The sequence below is a fragment of the Aliirhizobium cellulosilyticum genome (genome assembly GCF_014198105.1).
In the GTDB taxonomy this organism is placed as follows: domain Bacteria; phylum Pseudomonadota; class Alphaproteobacteria; order Rhizobiales; family Rhizobiaceae; genus Neorhizobium; species Neorhizobium cellulosilyticum.
Genome location: NZ_JACIGW010000001.1, coordinates 771,486 through 783,694 on the forward strand (window position 1 = coordinate 771,486; position 12,209 = coordinate 783,694).

The following is a 12,209-nucleotide window of genomic DNA, read 5'->3' on the forward strand; positions in this document are numbered from 1 at the left end:
TGCCGCGTGCAAACTCCATGTACGCTTATCACGCTGGCCGCAATCGGCTCATAGTGATTTTGCCAGCCAAACCTTGAACCTCATAAAACACACATTTTCTGACGTTTCCGCCTTGGACGACGCTGACGCCTTGATTTCGCAGAGCAACTTCCCGCTCCAAGCTGACGCTCGCCCTTTCAGTTCATCGGCAACATAAAGAACGGCACAGAATTGCTATTTTTTGTGAGGTTCGGATGAAACAGGCGAGGGTTTTGACTGATGCGGAATTCAAGCGGCTGCTGGCTGTGGTCGAGCAGATGAAGCACGCGGGGCGTAACCGGCTGGGGTTGATGCTGTCGCATCTCGCCGGCTTGCGCGTCGGGGAAATCGCAGCCCTGACCCTGCGCGATGTTTTCGACTGCGACGGCAAGGCGCGTGAGCAATTGCGGCTGCGCGCCGAGATCACCAAGGGCGGTCATGCCCGTGTCGTGTTTTTAAACGGAAAGCTGCGGCGCGAGATTGAGCGTTATCGCGCCGAATGCACCGAAAGCCGGGACGCCGATGCGCCGCTGCTGCTGACGCAGAAGAAAACAGCATTTTCTGCAAACACGCTGTGCCAGTTGATGGGGCAATTATATAGGAATGGCGGTCTCGACGGTGCGACATCGCATAGTGGTCGTCGCTGGTTCATCACGCGGCTCGCGCATTCCGGAGTCAGTCCGAAAGTCATCATGACGTTGGCCGGTCATCGCAATCTGACGACAACACAACGCTATATCGATGTTCGCGACGAGATGATGAAAGCTGCAGTCGATCTCTTGTAAGCCGTATGCGAGAAAAAGTAAATTTTGGCTTGACATATGCCCCCACAACGACATCTTTTAACCGTGGTCTTTCAGCCGGGTGGTTCGTTCACGAATAAAAGAGCTGGGAGATTGGCCTTCAGGGGTATAATGCCATCCCTCGTACCGTCAACAGTGTTCCGTTAGGAGTGCGAGACGGGGCCGCCAGACCCAAAAAGAGTCTGGTACTGACTGCAAATAGCAGCTCAGATGCTTTTCACACAAGCAATCACCGACGTGGGAACACGGATGGCGATTGCGTTGTGCTTTCTCCAAATCCTTCCTCCCATGTTTACGAAACCCTGTAACTGGGAGTAGCCCTATGATGTACAGGAAGTCTGCGGTGTTCGTGCCGCTTCCCAATGGCGACATGGTCTCATTGACCAACGTTTTTGGTCTCAAAGCCCTGCCCGATGGTCGGGTGGTACTGCTTGGTGAAGACAGTAACTCGCTGGCGTCATTTGACCCGGAAGAATATTCCGGCGTCCTCCGTGACGAAGCTATAAAGGCACTTCGCCGCATGATTATTGATGTCTCCGAAGGAAAGCGCCCTGCGCTTCCTGAATGGATGGCATTCGAATAGTCAGAAAAAGGACGTCGCAGCTTATGCTGCGGCGTTCTTTTCCCGTTCTAACCCTAAGAGTTCGTTCGATTTCTTGCGCCGGTGTAAAAGTCCCGTTGGGGCAGCGTTCCGGCTCTACACCAGCCCGCTCTGATGACCCAAGCCAAAATACCGCCATTCACCGTTTACGCCGGCCTCGACTCCGAATGGGTTACGATGGTTGATCCCGATACCGGACGACCGCAGAACGTCATTCTGAGCTACCAGATTGTCCTCGCCCATGCCGATCGTCGTTCCTCCCTCATCGTTTTTCCTGCTGGCGCCCGTCGCGCTCATCGACTTACAATGTCGTCGTTACTCAAGCGGTCGATTACCAAAGCTTTGAAAGAAAAAGTGATTCCGAGCTATCCCGACCGGATTGTGATCTTCGGGCATTTCCTTCGTGCCGATCTTCCGAGCTTCAAGGATTTCTGGCCCGCCAAGCGATCGTTCGATGGGATTGGGCGCACATTCACGGCAAAGACCCTGGAAACATTCCCCGATGACAGCCCTGGATCGTCCCGTCGAGCATCTGGGAGCGATATTATCATCTACGGCAGTGGTGAAAAACAGCATCGTGTTTTGCTTCGCTTCGTCGACACCATGTTGTTGACGCCTGGCCGTCAGGGTCTTGCTGTTGCCGGAAAAATGGTCGGCTTGCCGAAGCTGGAAATCCCGGAAGGATACAGCATCGATCGCATGGACGTACTCCTAGCTAATGATAAGGAGGCGTTCGTCGCTTACGCGATGCGTGATGCCGAAGTTGCTCTTGAATACGGCCTGCAACTGAACGCTCTTGCGGATGAGTTGGGCCTAAGACATCTGCCGTCGACCTTGGCAGGTTTTGGGATTCCGCTTCTGAGGGAAGACGCCAAGCGTGACGGCATTGATCTCGACTCAGCATTGGGTGTCCAGATCGAAAAGAAGACGGTCTACTCCGAGAAAACGAGCAGTTTCCGCACGGTTCGGACGAAAGCCCCTGTCTTCAGGCGGCAAATTCATGACGAGTTTGCAGCCTTGGCCTATCATGGCGGGCGTGGCGAAGCTTTTTATTTCGGGCCAACGCCCAAAGGTGTTTTTCGGGACTATGATCTGCCGGCAGCCTATACGACCGCGATGTGTCTGCTGCGACCATTGAATTTCGATCGATACGAAAATACCCACAACATCGACGATTTTACGGTTGAGACCATCGGTGCTGCCCGGGTTCGTTTCAAGTTTCCTGCGCCGACTAGATTTCCGTGTCTGCCGGTCCGTGCAAATGAAAATCTCTATTTCCCGCTTCAAGGCGTCAGTATTTGCACCGCGCCGGAGATCATTGTCGCCCAAAACATGGGCGCTGAGATCGAAGTCCTCGATGGGGTGATCATACCTGTCTCCAGCGACGAATTGATCTTCGCGAACTTCACCAAGCTCATTCAACAACGGCGTGCGTCGGTCGAGAAGGGCTCCCTGAAAGAGTTGTTGTTCAAAGAGGTCGGAAACAGTCTCTATGGCAAACTCGCGCAAGGCGTTCACCAGAAGCGCGTTTTTGAGCCGCGCAAGGGTCGTATGGACTCGATGCCGGTGTCTGCAGTGACCTCCGGTTGGCATGCCGCTTACGTGACGGGTTATGTGCGGGCAGTTCTTGGCGAAATCCTTCATTCTATCCCAGCGGATCGCTCGGTGATCAGTGTGACCACGGATGGCTTTCTATCCGATGCGGGGCCTGATGATATTCCGACCGATGGTCCCCTTTGCCAGTCCTTTTTGGGAATCCGCCGTTCGGTGTTTGGAACTGACAGGCTTCTTGAGGAAAAGCACCGGATCGCGCAGCTCATTTCCATGAAAACGCGAGGCCAAGTGACGATCGAAGGGATCGATGGCCATGCTTCGGTTTTAGCTAAAGCTGGCGTGAAACCCGACGTATCGAAGGAATTTCACAATGCCTACATGCTGGATCTCTTCCTGAACCGATATCCTGGCCAGAAGCATTCGAGTGTTTCACTGATCGGTTTGCAGGAGATGTGGCGAACCGAGTCGGATCTTGTTGCCCTCAAACGCGAGACCCGTCTCAATCTTGAATATGATTTTAAGCGCAAGCCCGTACGACCGACAGAAATCGAATTCGTCGGTGGCCAGCACCTGGCGTTCGAAACCGAACCTTGGCAAACTGCCGATGATGCAGTCGATGCCGCCGTTCGGTTTCGCGGATGGTCACGCGGCCATGACCGCATTCTGAAAACGCTGTCTGATTTCCAAGCATGGGATTTCTATTACTCCGGCGGACAGCCTCAAAAGGGTATAACGCTACGCAGCGATGGCTCGCTTGGCCACCTGACGCGGCAATTCCTGCGTGCCTTAGTCAATGATCGCTGGGGTCTTTCTCTCGACGGTATGAGCTATCGGGAGGTCGCCGCGATCTTCAAAGATTTCGGCTTCGACATAACGGTTACAGATTTGAAGAACGCAAAAAGAGCCTCCCACAAATTGGCACCGGAGACGATCTATGTTGATGACGACACAATCCCATTACTGAGAGCGATAGCCCAAGTATTTCCATCCGTAAGATTAGAGGAAATGGTTTTACCAGACCATTTGGAGGCTGCTCGTGCCGCCCTGAATCTATGATTGCGATCGATCATGAATTCATACCTGGTTGAAAATATTAAAATATTTTCAACCAGGTATGACTCGAGGCCGTTTACGGTCTTTGTTTCTGCGAACCAGAAGTAAGGTTTAGTAAAATGTCAGACATAGAAGAATTGAACGACAAAGCTGCGCTAACCGTTCTTAGAGAGTACATTCAATCCGAAATAGAGCTTTTCAATATCGAGACCGACATTAAGCAAAATATGGATACGGTTGAGGCAAAGCTTTACCGGGGGGAAATCACAAATGCTGAATACGAGCGCCTATGGGATGCTGCGATCCGCCATCGTTTGCTGGAGCGGGACAGATTGGAAAAGCGCATCCCGATGCTGAAATCCCTACTTCAAGCTTGGGATCGTGGTGAAAACGTCGTAATCGCCCGATTGGAAATGCCTGATTAAAAAGTCACGAGACACCCGCCAACCATTGCAGCTCGCTCTTTGCGTCTAAAAGTTGCACGGTGAACGATCATCCGATTCAATTCAGCCTTAATCGCCAGTAAGTGCTTACGACGCTCGTCACCGGCATGCACGGCAATCGTCTCGATTCGCCAGGCAATCCCACAGAGCGTCTCGACACTTGGCTGCCTGCGCACCGCGATGAGATTTGAATAATATCGATCGCTGCGTCCAAGCCATACGCGTGAGAACTCGACCTGTGATCCGACAAGGCCCAGCTGGTGGATCTTATCGTAAATTTCCTTCACGTTCATCGGGTGCATCCTACTGAAAATATTATTTATTTCCTCGTCATGTGCCGTAACCTACTACATAAATAGCAGGTGGAGAGAGGGAGAATATGATGACCACGACCTGCATTGATGAATTACGTGCGGCAATGATCCGCGAGGGGTGTTTCACCCGGCGGGAGCTTCGAAACTTTCCCTGGCTATCGCCAAACATGACTGAGCAGCAGACCAGGGTGATGGAGTGCTTCGGCATTGGCCACCCCCTCAAATTACGGATGCTTGCGTGCGGGGAAATCGACGATTGGAATAACACGAGGTTTTGCGGCGTACCGCTCTGTCCGCGCTGCTTTATGAGAGAACGCCGCAACCAGACTCGACAGGCCATAAGAGAGACCTTTGCAGGGGTGGCAAACGAGAACCTTGCGTTCGCCACGATCCTGTTGTCGCCCACAGCTCGCCTTCAAAACGTCCGCCGACTTATTGAGTCCGAAAAACGCCGCCTCGTAAACTTTGTTGCCCGTCAACGCCGCAAGGATGCCCGCTGGAATGATTTCCAGATGAAAGGCTGGTGGGAAATGGATCGGATGAGCGACGGCGATTACGATAGTGCTGGTCGCAACACCAAGCTCGCCTTGAATGCACTGGGCTATCCTTTGTTCGTGATCGGTGACGCCGACACCACGATCTGGCGACCACACCTTCATACGATCATCGAGACCGGCGGTATCCCGTTGATTGATATTGCTGCAGCCCTCCGCGCTGAAGGACATTCCGCGCCGTATCAGGTTGACATCCGTGCATTTTCAACTGGTCGCCGCGTCGAACATAACCTGCAAAATGTCATCCGTTACTCGCTGAAGTTTCGTGTCGAAACGGGCTACAAAGGCGGCGATGCTTTTTCCTTCATTCAACACGAAGACCATATCCCTGGAGTGAGGTACTGGTGGAAAGACAGCGATATTAGTGCCTATGGCGAGTGGTTAAAAGGCGATGACATGGCCGGCTTCCGGTCGCTTCGCTTCTTTCTTGGTCGGAAAAAGATCCGGAACCCGGCAAGCGCTCGTGCCATATCCACCACGGCACAGCCATCGGTCTCAGCTATGCCAGCGGTCACGGATATCACTGATGAAATCAGTTATGGTCAGACTATGTCCGATGACATCGATGTCGATGGTTTAAGCTCAAAGAAATATTCCATCGGTCTAGATATCCGTGAAAGAACGAAGACTGATCGTTTAAGGGGTGGCGGATACAAGGGAGCTGATGTTGACGGTAGGAGTAGGAATAATAAACACTTACTAGATACCAACTGGATTTGTGACTGCCTCCCATCCGTGCGGGATCAACACTCTTGTCATTCCACTGGCATTTCGTAATCATCATAGATGGTCCGGCCACCCATCTGCCGAAACAATGGCCTCTCGCGGCATTCCACTTCAAAGATCCTTTCCACGACGGGGATCGCTTTAGGCTGCTGTAGTTTCTCCGTTATAGCGCCGTCGTCGGATTTCTGCAGTTCCGGTCCGGTGATAATTCGCCCGGCTTTACTGGCCGCCGCGAGATAAGTGCGGATCGGGGCTTCGGTTTTGAAACGACTATCCCTGACGAGACGCAGACCGATCATCGAATTCAGTCGCATAAGATCGGCAATCCAGATCGGCTCGAAGACCGGTCCGATGCTGCTGAGATTATGCAGGGCATCGACCGCATGACCCCGACATCGACTCCGCGTGATGATCACGGTTGCCAGGCTATCGGGATGGTAAAGCTGGACGACCGGCAACATATCACCGCGCACCTTGGCATTTGTCGCAAGCTTTTCCATGACCTCAGGCGGAAACATTCGGCCCAGCCGTCTCCGTTCATCCATTTGCAGAACGAGGAATTGCTGACGTTGCTCGATAACCGCCAACATCAAGGCTCGCCACGATAAGACGCTTCGAAAGTGCCGCTCGTGGAGCCGCCCATCGGAGAAATATTTGACCCAGAAAGGACGCTTCGATTTCAACCGGAGAATAGAGGTGTGGCCAATATGTAAATCGCTAGCCAGCAGTAGCGCCAGATCGGACATGTCTCGGAAAATACTGGCGTCGGTATAGTTGAGGTTCATGCGTCAAAGCCCCTTTGGGCAATCCAAGCGCCATTCCGGTATAAGAGCGAGCCGGAGATTGCAGCAGTTGTTGTCGAGGGCGAGCCAATCGAACGACACAGCGTCAACGGCGCCCAGCAGGGTGTCATGGAACGCGGCAAAGCAGTTGCGCACTGCAATGTAGCGTCCGGGACAAGACGGGCGTCTTTGACTGCCCTGTGACCCGAGGGGGTTCGGACAAGGATCATAGATATGATCCTTGTCCGGAAACCGGGCCGACTCGACAGGAAAAAAGCGGGCACAAGACCCGCTCCGAAAGTGCTAGACATGTAGTAAACCGGGATCAACTGGCTTTGCGCAGCAACTGGCCACGCTCTGCAGCCGCCGCCAACAGCTGCGTATCAAGCTCACCAGCGCGGACCGCGTCGATCAGCGTATTGAGAACCGCTGGCAGCGCCGACAGCTCGCCAACCTCGATGGCGTTCTTGTCCCTCGCGAGATCGATCGACTTGCCGGCGTATCGAACCGCGAAGAACACCTTGCCCGATCCATCTGAGAACCAGCCCTGGCGGATACGCTTCAGCGTTTCGATTTCGACTCGCTGCCCTTCGGCATTCTTGCGGCGCACGACATGCGTCGGCGCGAATGGCTGGTCGGAAATCTTGGCCTCGGCCATCTGCTTTTGTTCAGCCAACGCCGAGATCATTTTGTCCCGCGCGCGCTGAACCGGATCCGCAGATGCCCGAACCGGTACAGCCTGGGTCAACTTGAGCGCCTTGAGATGAGACATGCTGAATCCTTTCGAGAAGTTGATCGTACTTCCCGAATACAGCCGTCTGCCAAAAGGGCGACCAGAGATTTGGTCCTGATCAGTGACTGTCTGGACGCTGCTCTACCATTCCGACTGTCCCGGCCGTAGTCGGTCTTTGATATGCTCCGTCGCCACATGCGCATAATGCTTTTCAATCATCTCAAGAGATGTTCGCGTGTTCAGCGCCACATCGTAGATGGAAGTGCCTTTGATCAACATTTGCGAGATGTAAAAGTGGCGTAACGAATACGGAGTACGACGGACCCCACGGTAATCATATTCCAAGCCCGTGGCCTTTAGCAGCTCATTGAAGCTCTTCTTGAACGAGCCGATTGGCTGGCCGGATGAATCGGAAAACACCGCATCGTCGTCATTCGGTGCACGCTCCCTCTCGCCTTCGAATAGGCGCCAGAGCATGTCTAGTGCCGGAATAACGCCGAGCAATGGAACAGATGTGCCGTGCTTGCCCTTGCCGCGGACGTGGAGGCGCACATCCTTGTCTTTGATCGGGCCATCGCGGGTTTCCTTGAAACCGACGATGTTGGCCCATGTTAAGTTTTTGGCTTCCGTTGGTCGCATGCCCGAATGCGCCATGATTTCGATGTAGCACCACAGCCTGATGCGGTCCGCCATGATGTTTTTCGGCGGGACGTTCATGGTCCAAGAGCGGCCGTCTTTCGCCTTGATACTCTTCGTCTTCGGTTGAAGATCCGAAATTCGGGCAATTGCTGCTGTCAGAAGCTTTTCGTATTCTTCAGCCGTAAAGCCAGGGCGTCTATTATCGATACGCTTGTGAACCTGAGGCGCAGGAACAGCGATCGGTTGGCTGTATCCCCATCTCACCGCCTGCTGAAGCAAGCTGCGAATGATTACCATTTCCCCTTTGATCGTGCTGGGAGATGCGACCTTGCGAGGCGCAGGTCGGCTGAAGACGCGGCCGTCATCTCGCTCGCAACGGATCTTTTCGATCTCCGAGCCAGGGCCTGAAGTCCAGTAGGTCTTTCTCCACTCCAGATACCGCTCGATATCCGGTGGTGTTATTTTGTCTATCGGCTTGGTGCCAAAATATCCGACGAGGAAACGTCGAATTTTGGGCACCCAATATGTGACGTGATCCGCGCTGCGTTCTTTGCGTTCCGCCTCGCGTTCGATCAGCTTTATGAATTCCTCCGCAACATCAGCAAATGCATGCTGCAAGACGCTGAGACCGTTCTTGAGCCGATAGTTTTGTTCATGCCAGATTTCATTCGCAAGGCGATACGCTTCGCGTTCATGCGGTGTGCCGAGTGATTTGCGAATCTGACGCCCATCCATCGTGTACCGCATCGACCAGTTCGTGCCATCGCGCTTGAAAAGGACGAAAGGTTCTTTGGACTTCCCCGAGCTTTCTTGCCGGAAAGGCTGATCGACGCGCTGCGACACGAAACATGGTCTCCAATGGCGTTACTACGGTAGGTGCCGTGCGCTAACACTGTGCTAACGGGGAGCCTCCACCGCGTCGCTGCGGCATTGAAAACAAAGAGATTTTTCAGAAGACGGTAAGCGTTGTGCTAACGCTGTGCTAGCGTAATTCCGATCCTTTAGAGATCAAGAATAAAAATAAAAATCAATGATTTCAATGAGTTTTTGGCGCACCCGGCAGGATTCGAACCTGCGACCTTTGGAATCGGAATCCAACACTCTATCCAGCTGAGCTACGGGTGCTAACCGTGATGACGATGACTCGTCAGTGTCCGATGGGTGGTTCTTAGCCTAGCTCGGCAAAGGCTTCAATGCCAATCGCGCCATGGATGACGGAAAAATCGATGCTGAGGTGAGCGTCGATGCGGAATGTGAATATTGACGGGAAACGTGAGCAGGAATCGTGCCTGTGAAGAGAGTTTGTCTGCCAGTGATCTTGCATTTTTCCCTGTCAACCCGGATACCCCGTGAAAGCCGAGTGTGTCCGGTCGGAGGAGGCAATTTATATGATCGATCCTAACCATCCATTTTATGATGCGCTCTGGCGCCGAGTGCTTATCCCGGCCGTATGTTTCGTCTGGGTCGGAATCGAGCTTTATGCCGGCGAGGCGGTATGGGCCGGGATCGTCGCCATCGTCGGCTTGTTTGCCACCTACAAGCTGTTCTTTGACCGGAAGGCCTCACAGGATGTGAAGCCGAGGGAGCGGCCAGAGGATTGACCCTCCGCAAAAGCCGTTTACTTGCGCCAGTAAAGAGCGTTTAGGGCCTGATCGATCAAAAGATTGGCGGTTTTCATCCTGATCGTAGCATTGTCGCGAAATTCCGCATCTATCCGATCCGGATGATTGAGCTTGGCAAATTTCCGGCGTTTTTCGTTGAGCGATGCCTCATTATCCAGTGAGGAAATTGCCAGGTCCTCGGCAATTTCCGCTTCCGTCAGGCGATTGAGATGCGCTGGCATAACGGGTTTTTCCGGCGGTGGCGCAGCCTCTTCATCCGTCGCCGCGCCTGAGTTCAGTGTCACGCGGTCAGGCTCGCTTGCGGGCCAATCGGCAAGATAGTCGAAATAGCTACCCGCATCTGCTTTTGCAGATTCCGGGCGACCATCGGGCGTCAGAAAACCGGCGCCAAGACCGCGAATGCGGAAATCCGCCGTATCGGGTACCGTATCCTCTTCGTCTCGCTGTTCTTCCTTCAGCCGGGTCAGGACCGACTGGAATATAGACTGCCCTAACAGCATGCACCCTCCGGTCCAGAAATCTCATTCTGGCAGGCGGACATGGCGCCGGGCTTGCGTTCGTCCATTCAGGACTGCGTCTGGCTTTGTTCCTGGCTCGGTTTGACCGTCAGGCTTACCGTGAGGTTTTCCCCGGCCGGTCCGATCCGCATGCCGGAAACCGGAGCGCAGTCTCGGTAGCAGAGGCCCGACGCGATGCGGACATAACGGTCATCAGGGCAGACATTGTTGGCGGCATCGAAGCCAACCCAGCCGAGGCCTGGGACATGGGCTTCCGCCCACGCATGGGTTGCCACTTGTTCCGGCCTATCCTCCATCAAAAGATAACCTGAAACATAACGGGCCGGAATGCCGGAAAACCTCGCGGCTGAAATGAAGATATGGGCGTGGTCCTGGCAGACGCCGGTCTTTGCCGCCAGCGCCTCTTCGGCCGTCGTTTCGGTCGTGGTGGTGCCGGGATTGTAGGCGACCGCCTCGTGGATTGCGTCCATCAGCGCATGCATCTGCGCCAGTTCGCTGTCGCCTTTCACGTTTTTCGCCAGATCCTTGACCGGCTTGCCGGGCTTGGTGCGGCCGGTGTCGCGCAGGTAAAGCCAGAGCGGGGTGCAGCCGAGATGGGCGCCGAAGACGCCCGCCTTGTCGAGCGTATCGACCTCGCCTGTGGCGGTGATGCGGATCACATGTTCCGCGCCCTCCACCGAAACAAGATCGACATGATTGCCGTATTGGTCGAAATACCCCGTCTCGATCTTGGCGCCGTCGACCTTCACACTCCAGTTCAGCACCTTTTGCGTCGGCCCGCTGATCGGGGTCAGCCGCAGGCGCTGCAGCAGATAGGGAACGGGTTCGTCATAGAGATATTCTGTCGTATGCGAAATCTTCAGCCGCATGGGTGGTCCTTCGGGTCGAGCGGTTGGGCTGATTACTGATAAAAGCGGTAGCCGTCGGAAATCTCGGCGCTGAGCTGGTTGTTGCGGTAGACGAAGTCTTCGAGGAATTCGTGCAGGCCCTGGTCCATGATCTCGGTGACTGAGCCGCGCTTGAGCATGGTCCGGATCGCATCGGCCGTGTCATGCGCCGTCAGCCGCTCGCCGCCGTAATCTTCCGACAGGTAATGCAGGTTGCTGACGATCTTCTCGTAACAATAGGCAAGCGAGCGCGGCATCTGCACCTGCAGGATCAGCATATCGGCGATGTTTGAGGCCTGGTATTCGCCGTCATAGACCCAGCCGTAGGAGCGATGGGCCGAGACAGATCGTAGGATCGATTCCCACTGGAAATTGTCGAGCGCCGAACCGACCTGACTGACAGAGGGCAGGAGCACGTAATATTTGACGTCGAGAATGCGGGCGGTGTTGTCGGCCCGTTCGATGAATGTGCCGATGCGGGCGAAATTGTAGATTTCGTTTCTGAGCATCGAGCCGTGAAATGCGCCGCGGATGAGACCGCAGCGATGTTTTATGACGCCGATCAGCTCGGGCAGGTCGGCAGCCTTGGGCTTGCGCGACATGCGGGCCTTGAGGTCGATCCACGCCTCGTTGGTCGCTTCCCAGGTCTCGCGCGTCAGGGCAGTTCTTACCATGCGGGCGTTGTTGCGGCCCGCCTCGATGCAGGACATGACGCTCGACAGGTTGGTACGGTCGCGCAGCAGATAATCGACCGCATCGGCGGCCGTCATCTTGTCGTGGACCTCGGAATAGGCCTCGCGCACCCCCGCACTTTCGAGCACGCCGTGCCAGTCCTCATCCGAGGAGCCGGCGCGGGTCAGCGATACGCGCAGGCCGGCATCGACGAGACGGGCGATGTTTTCGGCGCGCTCGATGTAACGGAACATCCAGTAGAGGCCGTTTGCAGTTCTTCCCAGCATTCT

At 54.6% G+C, this 12,209-nt stretch carries 13 protein-coding genes and 1 tRNA gene; 6 read left to right on the forward strand and 8 right to left on the reverse strand.

What is annotated here, in order from left to right; translation table 11 throughout:
• Positions 1-233: 233 nt before the first annotated feature.
• From GGE33_RS03555 to GGE33_RS03570, 4 genes are all read left to right on the forward strand, one after another.
• The gene (locus GGE33_RS03555) at positions 234-803 is read left to right on the forward strand and encodes a tyrosine-type recombinase/integrase (RefSeq protein WP_183821260.1); all 570 of its coding nucleotides are present in this window, start codon (positions 234-236) and stop codon (positions 801-803) included.
• A gap of 340 nt (positions 804-1,143) precedes the next feature.
• Positions 1,144-1,404 (forward strand): hypothetical protein, encoded by a 261-nt coding sequence (locus GGE33_RS03560; protein ID WP_183821261.1) that lies wholly within the window; start codon positions 1,144-1,146, stop codon positions 1,402-1,404.
• A gap of 132 nt (positions 1,405-1,536) precedes the next feature.
• Complete coding sequence (locus GGE33_RS03565; protein WP_183821262.1) at positions 1,537-4,032, forward strand: DNA polymerase; 2,496 nt, start codon at positions 1,537-1,539, stop codon at positions 4,030-4,032.
• 116 nt (positions 4,033-4,148) lie between these two features.
• On the forward strand, positions 4,149-4,454 hold the full coding sequence (locus GGE33_RS03570; protein ID WP_183821263.1) for a hypothetical protein: 306 nt from the start codon (positions 4,149-4,151) through the stop codon (positions 4,452-4,454).
• Here GGE33_RS03570 and GGE33_RS03575 read toward each other — a convergent pair.
• A complete protein-coding gene (locus tag GGE33_RS03575) occupies positions 4,451-4,765 on the reverse strand; it encodes a DUF6626 family protein (protein WP_183821264.1) in 315 nt (104 codons plus the stop codon). The genes GGE33_RS03570 and GGE33_RS03575 overlap by 4 nt on opposite strands.
• Positions 4,766-4,851: 86 nt before the next feature.
• Between GGE33_RS03575 and GGE33_RS03580 the strand changes: the two genes are divergently transcribed.
• On the forward strand, positions 4,852-6,117 hold the full coding sequence (locus GGE33_RS03580) for a hypothetical protein (protein WP_183833727.1): 1,266 nt from the start codon (positions 4,852-4,854) through the stop codon (positions 6,115-6,117).
• Here GGE33_RS03580 and GGE33_RS03585 read toward each other — a convergent pair.
• The 4 genes from GGE33_RS03585 to GGE33_RS03600 form a co-directional block, all read right to left on the reverse strand.
• Positions 6,096-6,851, reverse strand: coding sequence for a DUF2958 domain-containing protein (locus GGE33_RS03585; protein WP_183821266.1), 756 nt, complete (start codon positions 6,849-6,851; stop codon positions 6,096-6,098). The two genes, GGE33_RS03580 and GGE33_RS03585, sit on opposite strands and share 22 nt — an antisense overlap.
• A gap of 322 nt (positions 6,852-7,173) precedes the next feature.
• Positions 7,174-7,620, reverse strand: coding sequence for a DUF6641 family protein (locus GGE33_RS03590; protein ID WP_183821267.1), 447 nt, complete (start codon positions 7,618-7,620; stop codon positions 7,174-7,176).
• A 102-nt stretch (positions 7,621-7,722) separates the two neighbouring features.
• Positions 7,723-9,063, reverse strand: coding sequence for a tyrosine-type recombinase/integrase (locus GGE33_RS27790; protein ID WP_183821268.1), 1,341 nt, complete (start codon positions 9,061-9,063; stop codon positions 7,723-7,725).
• Between the two features lie 205 nt (positions 9,064-9,268).
• Positions 9,269-9,345: transfer RNA gene (locus GGE33_RS03600), tRNA-Arg, on the reverse strand.
• A 263-nt stretch (positions 9,346-9,608) separates the two neighbouring features.
• Between GGE33_RS03600 and GGE33_RS03605 the strand changes: the two genes are divergently transcribed.
• The gene (locus GGE33_RS03605) at positions 9,609-9,821 is read left to right on the forward strand and encodes a DUF3329 domain-containing protein (RefSeq protein ID WP_148145743.1); all 213 of its coding nucleotides are present in this window, start codon (positions 9,609-9,611) and stop codon (positions 9,819-9,821) included.
• Positions 9,822-9,838: 17 nt separating this feature from the next.
• Here the strand turns inward: GGE33_RS03605 and GGE33_RS03610 are convergent, their stop codons facing one another.
• From GGE33_RS03610 to GGE33_RS03620, 3 genes are all read right to left on the reverse strand, one after another.
• Positions 9,839-10,342 (reverse strand): hypothetical protein, encoded by a 504-nt coding sequence (locus GGE33_RS03610; protein ID WP_183821269.1) that lies wholly within the window; start codon positions 10,340-10,342, stop codon positions 9,839-9,841.
• Positions 10,343-10,407: 65 nt separating this feature from the next.
• Entirely contained in the window at positions 10,408-11,229 is an 822-nt protein-coding gene (locus tag GGE33_RS03615; protein WP_183821270.1) for a transglutaminase family protein, read from the reverse strand.
• A 32-nt stretch (positions 11,230-11,261) separates the two neighbouring features.
• Positions 11,262-12,206, reverse strand: a complete 945-nt coding sequence (locus GGE33_RS03620) for an alpha-E domain-containing protein (protein ID WP_183821271.1) — start codon at positions 12,204-12,206, stop codon at positions 11,262-11,264.
• Positions 12,207-12,209 lie beyond the last annotated feature (3 nt).